The sequence below is a fragment of the Thiomonas delicata genome, assembly GCF_900088825.1.
GTDB lineage: Bacteria > Pseudomonadota > Gammaproteobacteria > Burkholderiales > Burkholderiaceae_C > Thiomonas_A > Thiomonas_A delicata.
In genome coordinates, this window is record NZ_LT592171.1 from 116,391 (window position 1) to 139,034 (window position 22,644).

General features: G+C 70.0%; 18 protein-coding genes. 7 read left to right on the top strand and 11 right to left on the bottom strand.

Annotated elements, in window-relative coordinates; genetic code table 11:
* Positions 1-104 precede the first annotated feature (104 nt).
* Positions 105-914: a Crp/Fnr family transcriptional regulator gene (locus THIARS_RS10095; RefSeq protein ID WP_094160832.1), complete on the top strand. Its 810-nt coding sequence runs from the start codon at positions 105-107 to the stop codon at positions 912-914.
* A 33-nt stretch (positions 915-947) separates the two neighbouring features.
* Here THIARS_RS10095 and THIARS_RS10100 read toward each other — a convergent pair whose 3' ends face one another.
* Both THIARS_RS10100 and THIARS_RS10105 read right to left on the bottom strand, forming a co-directional pair.
* The gene (locus THIARS_RS10100) at positions 948-1,568 is read right to left on the bottom strand and encodes a ParA family protein (protein WP_094160833.1); all 621 of its coding nucleotides are present in this window, start codon (positions 1,566-1,568) and stop codon (positions 948-950) included.
* Between the two features lie 76 nt (positions 1,569-1,644).
* Positions 1,645-2,235, bottom strand: coding sequence for a malonic semialdehyde reductase (locus THIARS_RS10105; RefSeq protein ID WP_094160834.1), 591 nt, complete (start codon positions 2,233-2,235; stop codon positions 1,645-1,647).
* Positions 2,236-2,323: 88 nt separating this feature from the next.
* Between THIARS_RS10105 and THIARS_RS10110 the strand changes: the two genes are divergently transcribed.
* A complete protein-coding gene (locus tag THIARS_RS10110) occupies positions 2,324-2,752 on the top strand; it encodes a DUF1841 family protein (protein ID WP_094162060.1) in 429 nt (142 codons plus the stop codon).
* Positions 2,753-2,763: 11 nt separating this feature from the next.
* On the opposite strand, the gene THIARS_RS10115 is transcribed toward THIARS_RS10110, so the two are convergent.
* The 8 genes from THIARS_RS10115 to THIARS_RS10150 form a co-directional block, all read right to left on the bottom strand.
* Positions 2,764-3,891, bottom strand: coding sequence for a BMP family ABC transporter substrate-binding protein (locus THIARS_RS10115; protein ID WP_094160835.1), 1,128 nt, complete (start codon positions 3,889-3,891; stop codon positions 2,764-2,766).
* Between the two features lie 181 nt (positions 3,892-4,072).
* Positions 4,073-5,146: an adenosine deaminase gene (locus THIARS_RS10120; RefSeq protein WP_425444242.1), complete on the bottom strand. Its 1,074-nt coding sequence runs from the start codon at positions 5,144-5,146 to the stop codon at positions 4,073-4,075.
* On the bottom strand, positions 5,143-6,231 hold the full coding sequence (locus THIARS_RS10125; RefSeq protein ID WP_094160836.1) for a BMP family ABC transporter substrate-binding protein: 1,089 nt from the start codon (positions 6,229-6,231) through the stop codon (positions 5,143-5,145). Before THIARS_RS10125 ends, THIARS_RS10120 begins: the two co-directional genes overlap by 4 nt.
* A 92-nt stretch (positions 6,232-6,323) precedes the next feature.
* The gene (locus THIARS_RS10130; protein ID WP_094160837.1) at positions 6,324-7,238 is read right to left on the bottom strand and encodes an ABC transporter permease; all 915 of its coding nucleotides are present in this window, start codon (positions 7,236-7,238) and stop codon (positions 6,324-6,326) included.
* On the bottom strand, positions 7,231-8,304 hold the full coding sequence (locus tag THIARS_RS10135; RefSeq protein WP_094160838.1) for an ABC transporter permease: 1,074 nt from the start codon (positions 8,302-8,304) through the stop codon (positions 7,231-7,233). The genes THIARS_RS10130 and THIARS_RS10135 overlap by 8 nt, the downstream gene beginning before the upstream one ends.
* Positions 8,291-9,853: an ABC transporter ATP-binding protein gene (locus THIARS_RS10140; RefSeq protein WP_094160839.1), complete on the bottom strand. Its 1,563-nt coding sequence runs from the start codon at positions 9,851-9,853 to the stop codon at positions 8,291-8,293. The genes THIARS_RS10135 and THIARS_RS10140 overlap by 14 nt, the downstream gene beginning before the upstream one ends.
* 14 nt (positions 9,854-9,867) lie before the next feature.
* Complete coding sequence (guaD, locus tag THIARS_RS10145; RefSeq protein WP_094160840.1) at positions 9,868-11,247, bottom strand: guanine deaminase; 1,380 nt, start codon at positions 11,245-11,247, stop codon at positions 9,868-9,870.
* Positions 11,248-11,267: 20 nt separating this feature from the next.
* Positions 11,268-12,188 (bottom strand): LysR family transcriptional regulator, encoded by a 921-nt coding sequence (locus tag THIARS_RS10150; protein WP_094160841.1) that lies wholly within the window; start codon positions 12,186-12,188, stop codon positions 11,268-11,270.
* 156 nt (positions 12,189-12,344) lie between these two features.
* Here THIARS_RS10150 and xdhA point away from each other — a divergent pair, with 156 nt between their 5' ends.
* The 5 genes from xdhA (at position 12,345) to THIARS_RS10170 (ending at position 21,620) form a co-directional block, all read left to right on the top strand.
* A complete protein-coding gene (xdhA, locus tag THIARS_RS10155) occupies positions 12,345-13,979 on the top strand; it encodes a xanthine dehydrogenase small subunit (RefSeq protein WP_094160842.1) in 1,635 nt (544 codons plus the stop codon).
* Positions 13,976-16,438, top strand: coding sequence for a xanthine dehydrogenase molybdopterin binding subunit (xdhB, locus tag THIARS_RS10160; RefSeq protein WP_094160843.1), 2,463 nt, complete (start codon positions 13,976-13,978; stop codon positions 16,436-16,438). The genes xdhA and xdhB overlap by 4 nt, the downstream gene beginning before the upstream one ends.
* 28 nt (positions 16,439-16,466) lie before the next feature.
* Positions 16,467-17,333, top strand: coding sequence for a xanthine dehydrogenase accessory protein XdhC (xdhC, locus tag THIARS_RS10165; protein WP_094160844.1), 867 nt, complete (start codon positions 16,467-16,469; stop codon positions 17,331-17,333).
* Positions 17,334-17,662: 329 nt separating this feature from the next.
* Complete coding sequence (locus THIARS_RS18625; RefSeq protein ID WP_186436647.1) at positions 17,663-17,827, top strand: hypothetical protein; 165 nt, start codon at positions 17,663-17,665, stop codon at positions 17,825-17,827.
* A 400-nt stretch (positions 17,828-18,227) separates the two neighbouring features.
* Positions 18,228-21,620: an EAL domain-containing protein gene (locus tag THIARS_RS10170; RefSeq protein ID WP_186436648.1), complete on the top strand. Its 3,393-nt coding sequence runs from the start codon at positions 18,228-18,230 to the stop codon at positions 21,618-21,620.
* Positions 21,621-21,665: 45 nt separating this feature from the next.
* Here THIARS_RS10170 and THIARS_RS10175 read toward each other — a convergent pair whose 3' ends face one another.
* Positions 21,666-22,643, bottom strand: coding sequence for a threo-3-hydroxy-L-aspartate ammonia-lyase (locus THIARS_RS10175; RefSeq protein WP_094162062.1), 978 nt, complete (start codon positions 22,641-22,643; stop codon positions 21,666-21,668).
* Position 22,644 lies beyond the last annotated feature (1 nt).

Consider the following 22,644-nt stretch of genomic DNA (forward strand, 5'->3'; position numbering starts at 1 on the left):
CAAACACCAAAAACTCGGGTTTATCCCGATCCCTCAGGCGATTAACCCGTATTGACATGCCAATATAAGTCATTGCTAATATTGCTCCATCTCAAGGAAAGCCCATGGACACCGCCGTCGATTTCGCCCGTATCCCCCTCGAAGCCCTGCGCAGGCCCGATGTCACGCTGCCCCCGGGCAAGCGGATCGCCCCTAGCGAGGTGAGCAACGCCTGGCGCGGCGCCTCCGACTGCCGCAACTGCGGCGTGCGGCGCATCGCGCTGTTCGGCGCGCTGCAGATGGAGGATTTCGACGACCTTCATCACGTCATCGACGACATGCAGTTCTCGGCCGGCCAGAAGCTGTTTTCCGAGGGCATGCGCGGCGACTCGCTGTATTCCATCAAGACCGGTTTCGTGAAGCTCGAACGCGCGCTGCCGGACAGCTCGCGACGCATCACGCGCGTGGCCAAACGCGGCGACCTGGTGGGCCTGGAGTGCTTCATCCAGCAGCCCTACCTGCACGACGCCACCACCATCGGCACGGTGCGGGTATGCCGCATTCCGGTCGCCCTCGTGCGTCAACTGGAGGAAAAGGTGCCCACCCTGCGCCAGGAGTTCCTGGAGCGCTGGCACCACGCCCTGCGCGAAACCGACGAATGGGCGCTGCTGCTGGGTTCGGGAACCATCCCTTCGCGCATGGCGCGCCTGCTGCTCAAGCTGGCCGAGCCCGAGCTCAACGACACCATCACCTTGCCCAAGCGCGGCGACCTCGGCGCCATGCTCGGCGTGGCGCTGGAGACGGCCAGCCGCGTCATCGCCCAGTTCGAGCGCGACGGGATGGTCGAGCACGTGGGCCCGCGCCTGTTTCGCGTCAACCGCGCCGGGCTCACGCGCCTGGTGCAGCATGGCAAGGGCGCCAAAGCGGCCCCCTGAAACATGCCCGGGCGAACCGCGGGCGGCGCGGGCTCAGCGCGCGTCGGCCCAGCGGGTGATGCCCTCCCACTGCCGTAAATCCTTCTCCACCTGGTGGGGATTGACGTCCCAGAGCGTCAACCCGTGCGCGGCCATGTGGGCATAGCCGGTGGTGGGGCGCAGCATGCCGAGCACGGGGCGCTGCAGGCGGCCGAAGAATTCGCGCAACTGCTCGGCGGCGCGGGTGCGCTCGTCGATGCGCACGCCCACCAGGCCGATGTCCAGATCCTGGAGCTTGCGGTCCTCGGCGATCTTGTCCAGAAAATCCTGCGCGGCATAGATGTCGAAGATGGACGGCTGCACCGGCAGCAGCAGCTTGTCGGCCAGGCGCAGCACGTCGTTGAAGCGCCAGCCGTGCAAGCCCGCGGGGGTGTCGATCACGACATGCGTGGTGCCGTCGGGCGGTCGGGCGATGTAGTCGGGGCCGATTTTCCAGGTGGCGATGGGCGCCGCCTGCTGGGGCCGCAAGGACAGCCACAGGCGCGAGGATTGCTGGCGGTCGGCATCGCCCAGCATGACCTTGTGGCCCTTGCTGGCCCAATAGCCGGCAAGCTGGGTGGACAAGGTGGATTTGCCCACGCCCCCCTTGGGATTGGCGACGACGACGACCGGCATGTTTTCTTCTCCCCCGAATGTGTAGCGCCGAGCTTAAGCCAAGCAGGCTCCGGGGGACAAGACCGACCGACGGCGGTCAGACGATGCCGCAGGCCTGCTCGAAGCTCAGGCGCGGGCTGCGCGGGAACAACCCGGCCGGATCGCCGTGGCCGAGGTTGCAGATGAAGTTGACCTTGACGGAGGTGCCGGCGAAGAAGGCGGCGTTGGCCGCGTCGGCGTCGAAACCGCTCATCGGCCCGCAGTCCAGTCCCACGGCCCGCGCGGCGAGGATGAAATAGCCGCCCTGCAGGCTGGAATTGCGCAGGGCGGTGGTGGCGATCAGGTCGGGCTTGCCCTCGAACCAGGAGCGCGCGGCCTGGTTGTGCGGAAACAGTTCGGGGAGCTTGTCGTAGAACGCCATGTCCATGCCGATGATGGCGTTGACCGGGGCCTGCAGGGTCTTGGCGCGGTTGCCTTCGCTCATGCAAGGCGCAAGCCTGGCCTTGGCCTGCGGCGACTTGACGAACACGATGCGCGCCGGGCTGCAGTTGGCCGAGGTCGGCCCCCACTTCATCAGCTCGTAAAGCTGGCGCAGCAAATGGTCGGGCACCGGCTCGGCGGTGAAGAGATTGTGGGTGCGGGCCTCGTCGAACAACTGGCGAAGCGCGTCGGCGGACAAGATGGACATGGGCGATCTCGGTCATGTTGAACACCCCGCAATCTTGCAACAGCCGCACAATATCCGCTTGCCCGGACGCCAACCCCACGCCCACGCCATGTTCAACCCCAGCAAGGACGAAGTCCGCCAATTCTTCATCGACGCCTGGCGCCGCCACCGCGAAGGCCTTGTGCTCACGCCGCTGGAAATCCTGGGGGCACGGTGGATGGAACAGCATCCCGAGTACCACGACGACCTGGCCGACCCCGAGGCCATGCAGCGCGACTACACCGTGGAGCAGGGGCGCACCAATCCCTTTCTGCACCTGTCGATGCACCTATCCATCACCGAGCAGGTTTCGATCGACCAGCCGCCCGGCATCAAACAGGCTTTCCACCTGCTCGCCGCCAGACTGGGCGAGCACGAGGCGCAGCACGCCATCATGGAATGCCTGGGCGAAATGCTGTGGACCGCGCAGCGCAGCGGCCTGCCGCCGGACGGCGAGGCCTACGTGGACTGCGTGCGCCGCCGCGCCACACGCGGCTGAGCGGCCCCGGCTCAGGCGCGCGGAAGCTCGCCGTCGACGCCCATGACGTAGCGGTCCATGGCCTGGATCTGGCTATCGGACATGACGCCGCCATCCAGCATCACGCCGCCGCGGTTGTCGAGAATGCGGCCCGAGAAAGGATGGAAGCGCCCCCGGATGATGTCGCGTTCGCGCGCCAGGACCTGACGCTGCGCGGCCTCGGGCACCGCCGCCAGGAACGGTGCCAGGCGCACGAAGCCCTGGTCCATGCCGCCCCAGACGTTGCTCGGACGCCAGCGCCCGGCCAGCACTTCGCGCACGGTGCGTACGTAGAAATCGCCCCAGTGCAAGGTCACGGCGGTGAGCTGGACGCGCGGGCCGTACTGCGCCTCGTCGCTGCAATAGCCGATGGCCCAGCGGCCCGTCTCCTGCGCCACCTGCACCGCGGCCGGGGCGTTCGTATGGTGGGTCAGCACGTCCGCGCCCTGGGCGACGAGCGCCCGTGCGGCGTCGGCCTCGCGCCCTGGGTCGTACCAGCTGTTCACCCACGCCACCTTCATGCGTGCGTCGGGGTCGACCGCGCGCATGCCCAGCGTGAAGGCATTGATGCCCTGCACGACCTCGGGAATCGGAAACGACGCCACCATGCCCGCCACCACCGCATGCCCCAGACGCGCGCGCATATGCGCGGCCACCATGCCCGCCAGATAGCGTCCCTGGTAGAAGCGGCCGCTGTAGGCGCCGACGTTGGCGGCGAGCTTGTAGCCCGAACACTGCTCGAAACGGGTCTGGGGAAAGTCGCGCGCCACGCGCAGCACCGACTCCATATAGCCGAAGCTGGTGGTGAAAATGAGCTGCTCGCCTTGTCGCGCCAGCTCGCGCACCACGCGCTCGGCATCAGGCCCTTCGGGCACGTTGGCCACATGGCGGCTGCGCACGGCAGCGCCCAGCGCCCGCTGCATGTGCAGCCGGCCTTTCTCGTGCTGGGCCGTCCAGCCCGTGGCGCCGATGGGCGTGACGTAGACGAAGGCCGCGCGCAGCGGCTCGCGAATCGCCGCCGGCGAAGCGGGCGGGCTGCTTTGCGCCCGGGCGAACGGCGCCGCGGCGCAGGCAGACGCAAGACCGGCGAGCAACCGCCTGCGACTGAGGTTTTGTGACATGGTTGACCTCGACATGGCTCCCGACACGAACACCGCCGCGGCCGGGAGCGGCTCCGCGGCGGTGGAAACCGTGGAATTGTAGGGAGCGGGTACGCGCAGCATGCCGCCGCCGGGGCGCCGGCTTCCGTGCGGCAAGGAGCGCGCTGCGCCGATCCGGGTGGCGCTGCGGCGAAGCCGGCGCTCAGGCGGTTGGCGGCAGCGGCAGGCCTTGCGCTTGCCAATGGGCGTCGAGGCGCGCGGCCCAGGCCGCGACCGGGCCGGCCGGGGCGAAGCTCGCTTCCAGGCTGTTGCGCAGCAGGCGGTAGGCGTCGGCGCTGTCCAGCGCGGGATGCGCGGCGAGCAGGGCCCGGTAGTTGGCGTTGACGTAGCCGCCGAAATAGGCCGGGTCGTCCGAATTCACCATGACCTTCACGCCGGCATGCAGCAGCGCCGGCAGGTTGTGCGCCGCCATGTCGGGAAACACGCGCAGCTTCACGTTCGACAAGGGACAGACGGTGAGCGCAACGCCTTCGGCTGCGAGCCGCCGCACCAGCGCGGGGTCGTCGGCCGCGTGCACGCCGTGGTCGATGCGCTCGGCGCCGAGCAGGTCCAGCGCGTCGCGCACAGAGGCGGCCGGGCCCTCCTCGCCGGCGTGCGCCACCAGACGCAGGCCCTGGGCGCGGGCCTGGGCGTAGAGCCGTGCGAATTTCTGCGGCGGATTGCCGCGCTCGGACGAGTCCAGCCCCAGGCCGATGATGTGTTCGCGCCAGGGGCTGGCGGCCTCCAGCGTCGCCAGGCCGTCGTCCTCGCTGAGGTGACGCAGCACGCAAAGGATGTAGTCCGCGCGCATCCCGAGTTCGTCCTGCGCGCGCCGCGCGGCGCGCAGCAAGCCGGGCATGAACACGTCGAAGCCGATGCCGCGCGCGGTGTGGCTCTGCGGGTCGAAGAACACCTCGGCCCGCACCACGTGGTCGGCCGCGGCGCGCTGGAAGTAGGCCCAGGCGAGATCGAAGAAATCCTGCTCGGTCCGCAGCACGTCGCAGCCGGCGTAGTACAAGTCGAGAAAGGACTGCAGGCTGTCGAAGGCGTAGGCGGCGCGCAGCGCCTCGCTGCTGGGCCAGCGCAGGGCCACGCCGTTGCGCCGCGCCAGGGCGAAGGCCAACTCGGGCTCGAGCGTGCCTTCGATATGCACGTGCAACTCGGCCTTGGGCGCCGCGCACACGGCGGCGATCAAGGCCTCGCGGCCCGGCTCGGCCAGGGTTTGCGGCGTGCTCACTTGCCGGGAACCTGGCCTTCCACGCCCTTGACGTAGAAGCTGATGCCATGCAGGAACTTGTCGTCGGCCTTGGCTCCGGCGGCCAGCACCGTGGCGCCGTTCTGGCCGATGATCGGGCCCTTCCAGATCGAGAAGCTGTGGTCCTTGAGCCCAGCCTTGACCGTCTCGACGCGCTGCCTGATCCTGGCCGGAACCTTGTCGGAGATGGACACGATATTGATGGCGCCGTGGCCCACGCCCCACCAGATCTGCTGCGGCTTCCAGGTGCCGTCGAGCACGCGCTGGGTCTCGTATTCGTACACCGGCGCCCAGTTCACCACGGCCGAGGCCAGGTGTGCCTTAGGGCCGAACTTGGCCATGTCGCTGTCCCAGCCGAAGGCGTATTTGCCCAGCTTCTCGGCGGTCTGCAGCACGGCCGGCGAATCGGTGTTCTGGAACAGCACGTCGGCGCCCTGGTTGACCAGCGAGGTGGCGGCCTCGGTCTCCTTGGGCGGATCGAACCACTTGTTCACCCACACGACCTTGACCTTCACCTTGGGGTTGACCGACTGCGCGCCCAGGGTGAACGAATCGATGTTGCGGATCACTTCGGGGATGGGCACCGAGCCGACCACGCCGAGGATGTCGGTCTTGGTCATGCCGCCGGCGATGATGCCGGCCATATAGGCGCCCTCGTAGGTGCGGGCGTCGTAGGTGCCGACATTGGCGGCGGTCTTGTAGCCGGTGGCGTGCTCGAACTTGACCTTGGGATAGTCGCGCGCGACCTTGAGCGTCGGCTCCATGAAGCCGAAACTGGTGGTGAAGATGAGCCCGTCGCCCTGCTGCGCCAGGTCGCGGATCACGCGCTCGGCGTCGGGGCCCTCGGGCACGTTCTCGACGTACTGGGTCTTGACCTTGTCGCCGAACTTGGCCTGCAGCGCCTTGCGCGCCTGGTCGTGGGCGAAGGTCCAGCCGGCGTCGCCCACCGGGCCGACGTAGACGAAGCCGATTTTCAACGGCGCCTTGCCCGCCGCGTGCGCGGGCAGGCCGCCGGCAGCCAGCGCCAGCGCGGCGGCCAGGCCCAGAAGACGAAAACGATTCAGCATTGCGAGCTCTCCATCGAGGGTTGGAAATGACGGTTGACGTTCAAACTGTATACAAATTTGAAAAAATTGAAAACAAAAATCACGACCTCGGCTCAAGGCCTGAACACCTTGCCCAGCGAGGCCGGCATGTTGACGCGGATCCATACCGGGTTGCGCGACATCAGCGCCAGCACGACGATGGTGGCGACATAGGGCAGCATCGACAGCAATTGCGACGGCACCTGCACGCCCGCGCCCTGGAAGTAGAACTGCAGCATGGTCACGCCGCCGAACAGGTAGGCGCCGAGCAGCACGCGGCCCGGCCGCCAGGTGGCGAAGGTGGTCAGCGCCAGCGCGATCCAGCCGCGCCCGGCCGTCATGCCCTGCACCCACATCGGGGTGTAGATCACCGACAGGTAGGCGCCCGCCACGCCGCACAGCGCGCCGCCGAACATCAGCGCCAGCAAGCGGATGCGCCGCACCGGATAGCCCAACGCATGCGCCGACTGCGGCGACTCGCCCACCGCACGCAGCACCAACCCGGCGCGGGTGCGATGCAGGAACAGGTGGATGGCCAGCGCCAGCAGCACGGTGAGATAGACCATGGGGTGGTGCGAGAACAGCGCCGGTCCGGCGAAAGGCAGGTCCGACAGCAGCGGAATATGCACATGGCCGAACGGCGGCAGGTTGCGTCCCACGTAGTCCAGCCCGACGAAGGCCGACAAGCCGGCGCCGAACAGGCTGAGCGCCAGCCCGGTGGCGTACTGGTTGGTGCCCAGCCACAGCACCAGCAGGCCGACCAGCGCCGCCAGCAGGCTGCCGACCGCGGCGCCGGCGCCGAACGCCAGCCACTGGTTGCCGGTGGTCACGGCCACGGCGAAGCCGGCGATCGCGGCCATCAGCATCATGCCCTCGGCGCCGAGGTTGACCACGCCCGACTTCTCGTTGACCAGCAGGCCCAGCGAGGCCAGCGCGAGGGGCGTGCCGGCGGACAGCGCCGAGGCCAGCAGCAGCGCGAATTCATGCATGGCGCACTCCGGTGCGCGCCAGGCGCAGGCGATGGGTGACCAGGGTATCGGCCGCCAGCAGGCAGAACAGCAGCAGTCCCTGGAACACCCCGGTCATGGCGTTGGGCAGGCCCAGGCGCGACTGCGCCAGTTCGCCGCCGATGTAGAACATGGCCATGAGCAGGCCCGAGAACACGATGCCCACCGCATTGAGCCGGCCGACGAAGGCCACGATGATGGCGGCGAAACCATAGCCCTGCGACACGTGCGGCGTGAGCTGGCCGAGCGGCCCCACAGCCTCGAGCGCGCCGGCCAGGCCGCTCAGGCCGCCCGACAGCAGCAGCACCGTCCACAGCGATTTGCGCGCCGAGAACCCGGCGTAACGCGCCGCATCCGGGGCCAGCCCGCCGACAAGGAGACGGAAACCCTGCAGGCTGCGGCGCATGAACAGGCTCATCGCCACCACCGCGACCATGGCGATGGCGAAGCCGATGTTCAGCCGCGTATCGGGGATGAGCTTGGGCAGCGTGGTCGAGGCGGCGAACAGCGCGGTCTGCGGAAAGTTGTAGCCGTTGGGGTCTTTCCACGGCCCGTAGACCAGGTCGTCCAGCAGGTACTGGGCCACGTACACCAGCATCAGGCTGGTGAGGATTTCGTTGGCGTTGAAGCGGTCGCGCAGCACGGCGACGATGGCCGCCCACGCCATGCCGCCGAGCACGCCGGCGAGCAGGATGGGTAGCAGCACCCAGCGCGTGGTGTCGTCGCCGGCCTGCAGCGCCACGCCGCCGGCGGCAATCGCACCGAGCACGAATTGCCCCTCGGCGCCGATGTTCCAGACATTGGCGCGGTAGCAGGCCGCCAGGCCCAGGCCGCAGAGGATCAGCGGCGTGGCCTTCAGCCCCAACTCGGCCAGGCCGTAGAGGTTTTTCACCGGCTCGACGAAAAACAGCGCCAGGCCTGCCAGCGGGTTTTTGCCGAGCACGGCGAACATCGCCGCGCCGAACAACACCGTGACGGCCAAGGCGATGAGCGGCGACAGCAACAACATGACGCGCGAGGGCGCGGCGCGCGCCTCAAGCCGCAGCACGATCCACCTCCTCGTGGCCGGCCGCCACGGCCTGCGCCGCGGCTGCGGCGTCCCACAAGCCGCTCATCCACTGGCCGACCTGTTCGACCGAGGCCTCGGCGATGGGCAGCGCAGGCGACAGGCGCCCGCGCGCGATGACCGCGATGCGGTCGGCGATCTCGAACAATTCGTCCAACTCCTCGGAAATCACCAGCAGCGCGCAGCCGCGGTCGCGCAACGCCAGCAGCTCGCCGCGGATCTGCGCCGCGGCGCCCACGTCCACGCCCCAGGTCGGCTGCGCCACCACCAGCGCCCTGGGCTCGCCGGAAATCTCGCGGCCCATGATGAACTTCTGCAGATTGCCGCCCGACAGGCTTTGCGCCAGGGCCTGCGGCCCCGCCGCGCGCACGCCGAAACGGGCGATGATGCCGCGCGCCTTGGCCGCCACCGCGGGCCAGCGGATCCAGCCCGCGCGCACGCTTTGCGCGTCGGCATGGGTGAGCAGGGTGTTGGCCGCGAGGTCCATCGCCGGCACCGCGCCGCGCCCCAGGCGCTCCTCGGGCACCACGCGCAGGCCGGCGCGCCGGCGCCGGCCTGGCGCCATGCCGCCCAGGTCCTGGCCGAACAGGCGCAGGGCGTCGGCCGGCACCGGGCGGCGCGCGTCCTCGCCGGACAGCACGGCGAGCAGCTCCTGCTGGCCGTTGCCCGACACGCCGGCAATGCCCAGGATCTCGCCGGCGCGCAGTTGCAGATTCACGTTCTGCAAAGCCACGCCGTAGGGGTCGGCGGCGGGCTGGTTCAGGCCCTTGAGTTCCAGCGCCACCGCGCCCGGTTGGGCCGGCTTGCGCGACGGCGGCGCGATGTCGGCGCCGATCATCAGGCGCGACAGGCTGGCGTTGCTTTCGCCCGCCGGGTCCACCTCGCCCACCACCCTGCCCGCGCGCATCACGGTGCAGTGGTGGCACAGGGCGCGGATTTCGTCGAGCTTGTGGCTGATGTAGAGGATGCTGCAGCCGGTGGCCGCCAGCTTGCGCAGGGTGTCGAACAGGCGCTGCACGGCCTGCGGCGCCAGCACCGAGGTCGGCTCGTCGAGGATGAGCAGTTGCGGCCGGGTCAGCAGGGCGCGGATGATTTCCACGCGCTGGCGCTCACCGACCGAAAGCGTGTGCACCGGCCGCGCGGGGTCGATGTCGAGGCCGTAGCCGGCGGCCACCTCGCCGATGCGCTGCGTCACCTGCGCCAGGGTGCTGCCGGGGTCGAGGCCGAGCCAGACGTTCTCGGCCACGCTCAGGGTGTCGAACAGCGAGAAATGCTGGAACACCATGGACACGCCGAGCGCGCGGGCCATGTGCGGGTTGCGCATCTGCACGACGTCGCCGTTGAGGCGGATGGCACCGGCGTCGGGCTGCACCGCGCCGAAGATGATTTTCATCAGCGTCGATTTGCCGGCGCCGTTCTCGCCCAGCACGGCGTGGATCTGGCCCGGCGCCACGCGCAGGCTCACGCCGTCGTTCGCCACGACGCCGGGGTAGCGCTTGGTGATGCCTTCGAGTTCGAGTCGCCAGACCATGGTGTGCGTTTTGTTCAGGACGCGAGGGGTCGCGGCCCGAGGTGCCCGGCTGCCGCGCCGGCATGCCGGTCGTGCTGCGCGAGCGCAGCCGAGATTCTGCATCCGCGCAGATAGACCGCCGCCACGTTGCGTTCGTCGGCCAGGCTCATCCACGCGAACAAGCGCTCATGCAAGCTGCGTGCCATGTCCTGCCGGCGCTGCTGCACGGGGCCGTCGGCCCAGCGCCAGACGACGACGTCGGCCAGCGTTCCGGCCGCGAAATGCCCGATCTCGTGCGCCAGTCCAAGCGCCTGGGCCGCGCCCAGCGTGGCGGCGTACAGGCCCTGCCAGGCCGGCAGGCGCTGGCCTTGCAGCGCGAGCACCTTGTAGCCGTCGGCCAGGGTGCGCAGGGCGCACAGGCTGGTGCCGCCGCCGACGTCGCTGGCCGGCGCCACGCGCACCCCGGCGGCGCGCGCCCGGGCCCAGTCGAACAGGCCGCTGCCGAGGAACAGGTTGGACGAGGGACAGAAGGCGATCTGCGCCCCGGTTTGCGCCAGCAACGCGCGGTCGGCGTCGTCCAGCCAGATGCCGTGGGCCAGCACGCTGCGCGCGCCGAGCAGGCCGTGCGCGGCGTAGACGTCGAGATAGCTGCGGCTTTCGGGAAACAGCTCGGCGACCCAGCGCACCTCGTCGCGGTTCTCGGCGACATGGGTCTGCATGTACAGCCCGCCGGCCCGGTCGCGGTAGGCGTCGAGCAGGCGCCCGGCCATGCTCAGCTGCGCCCGGCTGCTGGTGGCGGCGAAGCGCGGCGTCACGGCATAGGCCAGACGGTCCACGCCATGCCAGCGATCGATGAGGTCGACGCAGTCGCGCTCGGCCTGTTCGACGTCGTCGCGCAGATCGTCCGGGCAGTTGCGGTCCATCAGCACCTTGCCGGTGACCAGGCGCATGCCCAGGGCCTGACCGACCGCGAACAACGCCTCGCTGCTGGCCTTGTGCACCGTGGCGTAGACCAGCGCGGCGGTGGTGCCGTGCGCCAGCAGCGCGTGCAGGAAGCGCTCGGCGCCGCGCCGGCTCTGCTCGGGGTCGGCGTAACGCGCCTCGGCGGGGAAGGTGTAGCGCTGCAGCCAGTCCAGCAGCTGCGCGCCGTAGGAGCCGATGACGTCGAGCTGCGGCGCATGCACATGGGTGTCGATGAAGCCCGGCAGGATGAGGTGGCCGCGCCAGTCGTGCCGCGTCCACCTCGCATCGGGCGGCTGGTCGGCGGCGCGCACCGCCTGCACCCGGCCGTCCTCGACCAGCAGCCAGCCGTCGGGCTCGAAGCGCGCGGCGTCGCCGCCGTCCTCGTCCCAGCCGGGGTCGCGCTGAAAATGCAGGATGTCGCCGCACAGGGCGAGACGGATCGGTTCGGTCATGGAATGAAGGATGCGGCGGTTCAGGAGCCTTGCGCCGCCAGCCGCACCTGCTCGCGCAGCCAATGCTGGGCGGCATCGTGATGGCTGCGCGCATGCCACAGCAGGTAATAGGTCAGCAGCGGGAAAGGCACCGGGCAGGGCAGGATGCGCACCGCCAGCCCCGCCTCGACGTAGTGCCGGCAGAAGCGCCGCCCGGTGGTCAGCACCAGCAGGCTGCGCGCCACCAGGCCGGGAATGAGATTGAAAAAACCGCAATGCACCGCGATGCGGCGCGTCAGTCCAAGATGGTGCAGGTGCTGGTCGATCACGCCTTCGCCGCCAGCGCGCAACGGCAGCGGCGCGACATGCTCGGCCTGCAGATACTGCGCCAGGTCCAGGCCCCGGCGCAGCGCGGGATGGTCGGCGGCCACCAGGCAGACGATCTCGTCGTCCAGCAGCGGCGCGATGTGCAACTCCTGCGGCGGCTCCAGCCAGTTGCCCACCACCGCGTCGACCTCGCCCGCCGCCAGGCTCTTGCGATAGTCGAACTCGCGGCTCAGCGGCACGACGTCCACACCGCAGGACGGCGCCTCGCGCTTGATGCCAGCCACCAGGGCAGGAAGAAATGCGGGATCCATGTAGTCGGCCGCGGCGATGCGGAACAGCCGCGTGCTGCGCGCGGCGTCGAACGTCTGCCCGCCCGCCTGCAGGCGCTGCGCTTCGCGCAGGATGCTGGCGCAGGGCTCGAGCAGGCTGGCGCCGAAGGCCGTGGGCACCATGCCGCTGCCGCTGCGCACCAGCAATTCATCGCCGGTGACGGCGCGCAGGCGGCGCAGCGCCGCGCTCACCGCGGGCTGGGACGCGCCCAGGCGCATGGCCGCGCGGGACACGCTGGATTCGGTCAGCAAGGTGTGCAGCACGCGGATGAGGTGGAGATCGATGGAGTCCAGCGGATTGTTCATGGCGAACCAGGTGGCGGCATAGCCCCAAGGGCATGGTTTGTATACAGTTCAGCATATGTCAAGGTCCTGTCGGCATGGCCTAATGTTTGCATGCGCCGTGGCGCGAAGCCGCGCGTTCAATCCCGTGCGGCGCGACCGCCCCTCGCGAAACTGGCCATGGACACCCAAGCGATTCGATTCTTCCACCGCGGCGCGGTGGTGCAGGCGCAGGACCTTCCCATCACCACCACGGTGCTGCAATGGCTGCGCGAGCAGGCGCGCTGCACCGGCACCAAGGAAGGGTGCGCCGAGGGCGATTGCGGCGCCTGCACCGTGGTCGTGGCCGAACTGGCCCGCGGCGCCGAAAGCGCGGCCGACGCGCGCGCCGTGCATGTCGGCCCCTTGCGCCTGCGCCCGGTCAACGCCTGCATCCGCTACCTGCCCACCCTGCACGGCAAGGCCCTGCTCACGGTGGAGGACCTGCAGACCATGGCGCCCGAGCAGGCGCTGCATCCGGTGCAGCAGGCGATGCTGGATTGCCACGCCTCGCAATGCGGTTTCTGCACCCCGGGTTTCGTCATGTCGCTGTACGCCAGCTACGCGCGCCACCACGGCGATGGGAGCCGGCCCACGCGCCAGCAGCTGGCGCATGACCTTGCCGGCAATCTGTGCCGCTGCACCGGCTACCGGCCCATCCTGGACGCCGCACAGCGCATGTTCGAGCTGCCGCCGGCGCGGCTGGACCCCGAACCCATCGCCGCGGCGCTGCGCGCCATCGCCGCCGACACGCCCGACCCCTTCACGCACGCCGCGCCCAACCCGGCCTTTCCCGACGCCCAGGGCCGCGCGCGCATCGACCGCTTCTTCGCCCCGCGCCGGCTCGCCACCCTCGCCGCCCTGCTGGCCGAGGCGCCGACCGAGAGGCCCCCGGACGAGGCGGGCGCGGGCGGCGCGCGCAAGCTCACCCTCCTCGCCGGCGCCACCGACATCGGCCTGTGGACCAACAAGCAGTTCCGCGACGTCGGCGACCTGCTGTATGTCGGCGACGTCGCCGAGCTGACCGGCATCGCGCACGAGAACGGCGGCTTGCGCATCGGTGCGGCGGTGCCGCTGGAGGACGCCTGGGCCGCGCTGGCGCAGGCCGTGCCGGCCCTGCGCGACATGGCCCAGCGCTTCGCCGGTCCCCCGGTGCGGCATGCCGGCACCCTGGGCGGCAATCTGGCCAACGGCTCGCCCATCGGCGACGGCGCGCCGGCGCTGATGGCGCTGGACGCGGCGCTCGTACTGCAACGCGGCTCCGCGCAGCGCCGCATGCCGCTCGACGCCTTCTATCTCGGCTATATGCGCAACGCGCTGCGGCCCGGCGAGTTCCTCCACAGCATCGAGGTCCCGCTGCCGCATGCCGCCACGCGGGTGTGCGCCGAGAAGCACTCCAAGCGCTACGACAGCGACATCTCCGCCCTCAGTTGCGGTCTGGCGCTGCGGCTGGACGGCGCGCGCGTGGGCCACGTTCGCATCGCCTTCGGCGGCATGGCCGCGGTGGTACGGCGCGCCGCCCATGCCGAGGCCGCGCTGCACGGCCAGCGCTGGAGCGAAGCCGCCGTGCGTGCCGCGATGGACGCCCTGGCCGACGACTTCCAGCCGCTGAGCGACCTGCGCGCCAGCCAGGACCACCGCCTGCGGGTGGCGCGCAACCTGCTGTGGCGCTTCTGGCTCGAGAACCGGCCCGAGGCGCCGCTGGCGCCCGCGCAGACCAGGGTCTGGGCGGGGCTGCAGGAGTCGTCGCGCATTGCCGAGAGCGGCGCGCCATGAACAAGCCCGCGCAACCCTTGGCCCCACCGCCCGGCGCGACCGAAACGGCCGGTTTCGGTCGCGGCCTTCCGCCGTCGTGGCCCGAGGCCGAATGGCCCGCGCTGCGCGACGGCCGCCGGGTCGGCGTGAGCGCGCCGCACGAATCGGCTCATCTGCACGTGCGCGGCCAGGCCCCCTATACCGACGACGTGCCGGAACTCGCCGGCACCCTGCACGCCGCGCTGGGTCTGTCGCCGCTGGCGCACGGCCGCCTGCTGGACCTGGACGCGGCACGCCTGCGCGCCCTGCCCGGCGTGGTGGACGTGCTCACCGCGGCGGACATTCCCGGCGTGAATGACTGCGGCCCGGTGGTGCGCGACGACCCCATCCTGGCCGAAGGCACGCTGCGCCACGTCGGCCAGCCGGTGTTCCTGGTGGTCGCCACCACGCGCGAGCTGGCGCGTCGCGCCGCGGCGCGGGCGGCCGAGGTCGTCCACGCCGAGCCGCTGCCCGCCGTGCTCACGGCACGCGCGGCGCATGCGCAGGGCCAGTACGTGGTGCCGTCCATGCACCTCAAGCGCGAATCCGCGCCGGGCGCGCTGGACGCCGCGCTGCGCGCCGCCCCCCACCGCCTGCGCGGCAGCCTGCAGGTGGGCGGGCAGGAACAGTTCTATCTGGAGGGGCAGATCGCCTACGCCATGCCGGCCGAGAACGCCGGCATGCGGGTGCTGTGCTCCACCCAGCACCCGAGCGAGATGCAGCACGCCGTGGCCCGCGCCCTCGGCTGGATGGACCATCAGGTGCAGGTGGAATGCCGGCGCATGGGCGGCGGCTTCGGCGGCAAGGAGTCGCAGTCCGGCCTGTTCGCCTGCGCCGCGGCGGTTGCCGCGAACAAGCTGGGCCGGCCGGTGAAACTGCGCCTGGACCGCGACGACGACTTCCTGGTCACCGGGCGCCGCCACGGCTTCGATTTTGACTTCGACGTGGCCTTCGACGACGCAGGCCGCATCCTCGCCTACGACGTGACCCTGATCGCCAACGCCGGCCACTCCGCCGATCTGTCCGCCGCGGTGATGACCCGCGCCATCTGCCACGTGGACAACGCCTACTGGCTGCCCGAGGTGGCCATCCACGGCCACAGCGCGCGCACCAACACCCAGAGCAACACCGCCTTCCGCGGCTTCGGCGGGCCGCAGGGCGCGCTGGTCACCGAGTTCGTGCTCGACTCCATCGCCCGCCGCCTGGGCCTGGACGCGCTGGACGTGCGGCGCGCCAATTTCTACGGCGTCGGCCAGCGCCACGTCACGCCCTACGGCCAGGGCGTGACCGACAACGTGCTGCACGAGCTGGTCGAGCAGCTCGCGCACGGCAGCCGCTACGCCGCGCGTCGCGCCGAAGTGGCCGCCTTCAACGCCCGCAGCCCGGTGCTCAAGAAAGGCCTGGCGCTGACCCCGGTGAAGTTCGGCATCTCCTTCAACGTGCCCCACCTCAACCAGGCCGGCGCCCTGGTGCACATCTACACCGACGGCAGCGTGCTGGTGAACCACGGCGGCACCGAGATGGGCCAGGGCTTGAACACCAAGGTGGCGCAGGTGGTGGCGCACGAACTGGGCCTGGACTTCGCCCAGGTGCGCTGCACCGCGGCCGATACGCACAAGGTGGCCAACACCTCGGCCACCGCCGCCTCCACCGGCGCCGACCTCAACGGCATGGCGGCGCAGGACGCCGCGCGCACCCTGCGCCAGCGCCTGGCGGGCTTGGCCGGCGAGCGTTACGGCTGCCGGCCCGAGGCGGTGCGCTTCGCGCACGGCCGGGTCGAGGCGGGCGGCACGGTGCTGCCCTTCGCCGAACTGGTGCGTCAGGCCTACCTGGCGCGGGTGCAGTTGTGGAGCGACGGCTTCTACACCACCCCCGACCTGCACTGGGACGCGCAGACCCTGCAGGGCCACCCGTTCTACTACTTCGCCTATGGCGCGGCGGTCAGCGAGGTGGTGGTGGACACGCTCACCGGCGAATGCCGCGTGCTGCGCGCCGACGTGCTGCACGACGCCGGGCGCGCGCTGAACCCGGCCCTCGACATCGGCCAGATCGAGGGCGCCTTCATCCAGGGCATGGGCTGGCTGACCATGGAGGAACTGGTGTGGCATCCGCAAAGCGGCCTGCTGCTCACCCACGCCCCCAGCACCTACAAGATTCCCACCGCCAACGACTGCCCGCCGGATTTGCGTGTGCGGCTGTTCGACAACCCCAACGCCCAGCCCACCGTCCACCGCTCCAAGGCCGTGGGCGAACCGCCGCTGCTGCTGCCGTTCTCGGTGCTGCTGGCGATTCGCGACGCCATCTCGGCCGTGGGCGAGCACCGCGTCGACCCGCCGCTGCGCGCGTCGGCCACCGCCGAGGCCATCCTCGACGCGATCGAGGCCGTGCGCGCCGGCGTGGCGGCCACCGAAGCCGTCGCATCGGCCACCGTCGCCGCCTGAACGGCACAGACGTCGAGCCGTTCGCACCATGGCCACGCCGCCGACGCCAAGCCTGCCGCCGCACGCCGTCTGCGTCGAAGTGGTCGCGGTGCGCGGCTCGGCGCCGCGCGAAGTCGGCGCGCGCATGCTCGTGCGCGCGCAGGACGAGCAGGGCAGCATCGGCGGCGGCCACCTGGAATGGCTGGCCATGCAGCGCGCGCGCAAGCTGCTGGGGCAGTGGCGCGCCGACCCCGCAGGAATGCTGGCGCAAGACCAGACCCATGCGCTCGGCCCCAGCCTGGGCCAGTGCTGCGGCGGCGCCGTGACCCTGCGCTACCAGCCCTGGTTCGACGACGCGCTGCCCAGCCCGGCGCCGCTGTTCCACCTGCAGCTCCACGGCGCCGGCCACGTCGGCCGCGCCCTGGCGCGCCTGCTCACCACCCTGCCCTGCCAGGTGCGTTGGGTCGATGTGCGCGACGACGCCTTCCCCCCGCCCGAGCCAGCGCAACAGCACGCCCAGGCCAGCATCGAACGCGTCGCGGTGGACAGTCCCGAGGCCGAGGTGGCGCTGGCACCGCCCGGTGCTTTTTTCCTGGTGATGACCCACAGCCACGCGCTCGACGCGCAGATCTGCGAGGCCGTGCTGCGGCGCGGCGACTTCGGTTTCCTCGGCCTCATCGGCTCGCACAGCAAGCGCGCCGGCTTCGCGCGGCGCTGGCGCCAGCGCGGCCTCGGCGAGGCCGCCATCGCAAGCCTCGTCTGCCCCATCGGCGTGCCCGGCATCGCGGGCAAGCAGCCCGAAGTCATCGCCCTGGCGGCGGCGGCGCAGCTGATGCAAATGGCCTGCCGCCCGCCATCGCCGGGCGCGATGCGCATTGCGCATCAAGGGACCGAAACATCTCGAGACCGAGATTGAAAAACCAGGCTTCCGTGAGGAATTCCACGGACCCGCCAAATAGATGCAGGTTTCGACCTTGTTTGCGCTGGAGGAAATGCTAGGGTCTGTTCACGCTATGTCTGCGCCCGCGTTGCCCCCAGACGGGGATGGATGCAAGGCGGAGGTCACAGGCAAGGCTGAACCGCCTTGCCCGTGACCGACAACGCCGCAGACGCCCCGTCTGGGGGCAACCCTTCGGGCCGGGGNGCGCTGGCATCCCGGACACTGGGGGGCCTGCCGCTGAGCGCGCCCCCGCCCCGATCCACCCATTGCACGCGGGCCGCGCAAGGCCCGCCGAGGAGCCGTTCATGCGTTTCGGTCTGCTTGTTCTCATCGCCGCGCTGGCCGCCAGTTTGTCGGGCTGCGTGGTGGTGCCGCCCCGCGCGGGCGTCGTGATCCAGCCCTATGGCGCGGTTTACGGCGGCTGGTCCCGCTGGCACGACGACGATGGCGGCGACCGCGACGGTCGCTGAAACCGGCTAGGGTCTGTTCACGCTATGTCTGCGCCCGCGTTGCCCCCAGACGGGGATGGATGCAAGGCGGAGGGCACGGGCAAGGCTGAACCGCCTTGCCCGTGACCGACAACGCCGCAGACGCCCCGTCTGGGGGCAACCCTTCGGGCCGGGGACTTGGGCGGCGCATTGCCACGTTGCAGTCCGCTTGTGGTGCAACACACCACGGCGCGGCCTGCGCCTCGCACTGCATCCGCCCAAACCCTCGGCGCGGGTGCAGACAGAGCGTGAACAGGCCCTAGGCTGCAGGCATGGATCGCCTCGTCATGGATCAAGCCGGATTTCCCACCCGCGCCAGCCATCGACACCCGGGCCCAAGCCATGTCAAGAAGTCACTCCAGATGCCGCGCCGGGGCCCAGCATGAAAACCATCCGAATCTTCATCATGACGGCGTCGGTCCTGATCTCGGCCCTGTTCTTCGGCAGCGCCTATTTCATTGTTTCGCATGCGTTCGAGCATGCCCTGCAGGAAAACTCCATCCGTTCGTCCCGGATCATCGCCAAGTCGACCTTCGATGCGATGTTCCAGTTGATGAGCACGGGATGGACGCACGCGCAGGCCGAGAATTTCCTGCACGCCACGAACGGTTCCATGCGGGATTCCGACTTCGCCCTGCAGATCTATCGCGGCAGCATCGTCTCGGCGCGCTACGGCCCCATCCGGCAGGCACCGATGGACGCGGCGGTGACCCAGGTGTTCCGCACCGGCCAGCCGGTCCAGGATCTCGGCGCGGACAGCACGCGCTACGTGCTCCCGCTGCGCGCCGAAACCGAGTGCCTGCGCTGCCACACCAATGCCAGGATTGGCAATGTGCTCGGCGTGATCGACGTGCGCCAGAACCTGGCTCCGTCCATCCAGGCGGCGCGTCATGACTTCCTGGATTCCATGCTCTGGATTTTTCCTTTCCCGATCCTCGGGGCTTTTCTGCTGACGGTCTTCGTCAATTGGCGCATCGATCGATCGATGCGCGCCCTGGAGCACAGCATCGCCCAGGTCAACGAGATGACCGATTTGAAATCGCTCGTCTTCCAGCCGATCGATCTCTGGTTTTCCGAGCTCAACGGCATCTTCCGCCAGGTCGGCCAACTCATCGCCAAGCTGCGTGGCATCGCCATCGAGAAGGACTACATCGCCGATCACGACGCCCTCACCGGCCTGCTCAATCGCCGAGGGCTGCTCGAGCGCCTCGCCCGCGCCCTGGCCCGCGCGCGACGCCACGGCGGGCGGGTGGTGATCGGCATACTCGATCTGGACGATTTCAAGCCCGTCAACGATACCTGGGGGCACGCCGCGGGAGACGCCCTCCTGCGCGAACTCGGCGGCAGACTCCAGGCGGTGCTGCGCGAAACCGACGTGGCGGCGCGCCTGGGCGGCGACGAATTTGTCATCATCCTCGAACAAATTTCCGCCACCGACGATCTGTCCGCCGTTCTGGCGCGGCTGGAATCGGCCATCACCGCGCCCTATGTCCTGCCGGGCGGGCACGAAGCTCGGATCGGCCTGAGCCTGGGGTTGACGCAGTACCCGGAAGACGATACCGAGCCCGAGATCCTGCTGCGCCACGCCGACGAGGCGTTGTACGCCATCAAGGAACGCAAGGCCACCCGCCAGCAAGGCTGGATGTGGTGGAACGCGATGCCGGTGCCGAACGACCAGCTCGAGGAGGACGGGCTGGCGACCCCTGCCTACGGGGCCGAGGCCGCAGCGCTGCTGGGCCGCGTTCGCGGCTCGTTGCTGAGCGCGGCCGCGGAATTCATCACGATTTTCTACGCCACCCTGGCGCGGCAGGGCGATGCGCAAACCATTCTGCAGCGCCTCGACGCCGACGAATTCGCCCATCTGCGCGAGCGCCAGCTACGTCATCTGGAGCAGCTTCTCGCGCCGGAATTGACCGCGGCCGCGCATCGGTCGAGCGCACACCGCCTGGGCCGCATCCACGCCCTGGTCGGCCTCGACCAGCGCGCCCTGATCGAGGCGATGCACCTCCATCTCCAGACCTTGCGGCAAGTGATCGGCAAACAGGTCCTGAGGGGGATCGAGCGCAGCAAGCTGATGAACCTGCTGTCACGCCGCCTGCTCACCGAGCTGGAGGAGCAGATCAAGGGCGGGGTGGATCTGACCCAGGCGCGCGAGCACATGCTGCTGTCCCTGCACGCCCCGCAGACACCGGCGTCCAACTGGTCCGACTTCATGCGCGCCATGGTCGACAAGCTTGTCGAACTGGAGGGATTCCGCGGGGTTGCGGTCGCGCGGCCCGATGCCGAGGGGCATTTCGTCTTCGAGTACACCGCCGGGGCGTTCGACGCGTACCTGCACGCCATCGACCAGCAGCGGATGCTGCCGGAGGTGGCCGATCCAGCCACGCACTTCGAGCAGATTTCCTACTTCCGCGCCTGGCGCAGCGAAAGAATCGAGACGACGGACAGCTACGCCAGCCATCCCGGCATGGCCCGCCTGCGGGACGCCGCCCGCGCGGCCGGCATCCGCAGCAGCGCAGCCGTGCCCTTGAAGGATGCGCAAGGCCACTTGTTCTCCGTGCTGATCCTGTTCGGCAGCTATCCCGGCATGTTCGAAACCGCACCGGCACGGACGTTTCTGGAGTCCCTGGGCCTGCTGGTCAGCCAGCGGCAGCATGAATTCATGCGGGAACGGGAGTTCGCGCCGGTCTCGGCCGAACGCCGCCACGTCCTGCGCGGCCGCCTCTACGGCGGGTCCATGGAGTTGCACTACCAGCCGGTGGTGGATTTCCGCACCGGCAAGCCCTATCTGGTGGAGGCGCTGGCGCGTCTGCGGCTGCACGACGGCGCCCTGGCCGCTCCCGCGGAGTTTTTGCCTGGATTCGGCCAGGCCGAACTCGTGCGGCTGTTCCGGGAAGGCTTGCACCAGGTGGCTGACCGCATCCAGGCCTGGGACGCCATGGGCCTGGAGCTCGACGTCGGCCTGAACCTGCCGCCGGCGGTCCTGGTCGACCCCGATTGCCCGGGCTGGGTGCACCAGGCCCTGCAGGAACGCGGGATTGCGGCGTCCCGCCTGCGCCTGGAACTGCTCGAGACCGAAGAACTGCAGGACATAGCCAAGGTAGGACAGGCCGTGGCCGCGCTTGCCGGTCTGGGCGTGCGCCTGGCCATGGACGACCTGGGCTCGGGCTACAGCAGCCTGCTGCGCCTGCGCACCCTGCCGTTCTCGACGGTGAAGATCGACCAGGGTCTGATGCGCGCGGCGCCGCAGGATCCTTTGCGGGCGATCGGGTTCATCGGCTCGCTGGTGCGCCTGGCGCAGAGCCTGGATTTGCGCGTGGTGGTGGAAGGCCTGGAAAGCGCGGCCTTGGTCGAGGCGGCAGCCGTGCTGGGGGCGAATGCCGGCCAGGGCTACGCGCTGGCGCGCCCGATGCCCGCCGCCGAAGTGCCTGGGTGGATGCGCAGCTTCACGCTCCAGCTGGATCCGCAGCACCCGCGAACCGCCCTGGGCGCCTTGGCCGGGCACTGGAGCTGGGAGCACGGGGTGCGCCATGCCGGGGCGCGCGCCCAGCACGACGAGGGCACTTGCGCGCTGGGCCGCTTCATCGCGTCGCAAGGACTCGCGGGATCGAACCTCGACATCGCGCACCGGCACATGCATCGCGCCGCCGTCGAGCATGGCACCGACAGCGCCGCGTACCGGCAGTGGGCGCAGCAAGTGACGACGGAGCTGATGCAGCTGAGCGACGGCACCATGGGCCTCGCGGCCAACCGCGGGCGAGGCCGGCAGGGCTGAAAACCGCCGGCTCCGCGCCCATCACCTGCCATCGCCCGGGCCGGTTCAGCCCATGACGCCGCCGTCCCCCAGCAAGGCGCAGAACCGCTCGAGGTCGACGTTGCCGCCGCTGAGGACGACGCCGACACGCAGGCCCCGCAGCTGCTCCTTCATCTCGCACGCAGCGGCGAAGCCGAGGCAGCCGGTGGGTTCGACCATCAGTTTCATGCGCGTGGCGAAGAAGCGCATGCCGGCGACGAGCTGGGCGTCGGTCGCGGTGAAAATGTCGTCCACGTCGCGACGGATGATGGCGAAGGTGTAGGCGCCGAGCTGCTGGGTCTGCGCGCCATCGGCGATGGTCTTGGGCGTGTCGATGCGCACGATGGCGCCGCTGCGGAACGATTGCTGGCCGTCGTTGCCGGCTTCGGGCTCGACCCCGTAGACCTTGCACGCCGGGGCCAGCGCACGCGCCGCCAGCGCCGAGCCCGAAAGCAACCCGCCGCCGCCGAGGCAGACGAACAGCGCGTCGAGCGCGCCGACGTCCTCGAACAGCTCCATCGCCGCCGTGCCCTGGCCGGCAATCACGTCCGGGTGGTCGTAAGGCGGAATCAGCGTCAGCCCATGCTGCTCGGCCAGCTTGCGGCCGATCGCCTCGCGGTCCTCGGTATAGCGGTCGTACAGCACCACGTTGCCGCCGTAGCCGCGGGTCGCCGCCACCTTGGCCGCCGGCGCGTCCTGCGGCATGACGATGGTGGCCGACATTCCCAGCAGCGAGGCCGACAGGGCGATGGCCTGCGCATGGTTGCCCGACGAGAACGCCACCACGCCGGCGCGCCGCTGCGCCGGGCTGAACTGCGACAGCGCGTTGAAGGCGCCGCGGAACTTGAACGCGCCCATGCGCTGCAGGTTCTCGCACTTGAAGTACACCTCGGCGCCCAGGGCCTGGTCGAGCATGCGCGAGCGCATGACCGGCGTGCGGTGGGCGTGGCCCTGGAGCCGCGCGGCGGCGGCGGCAACATCGTCGAACGTGGGCAGCTTGGACATG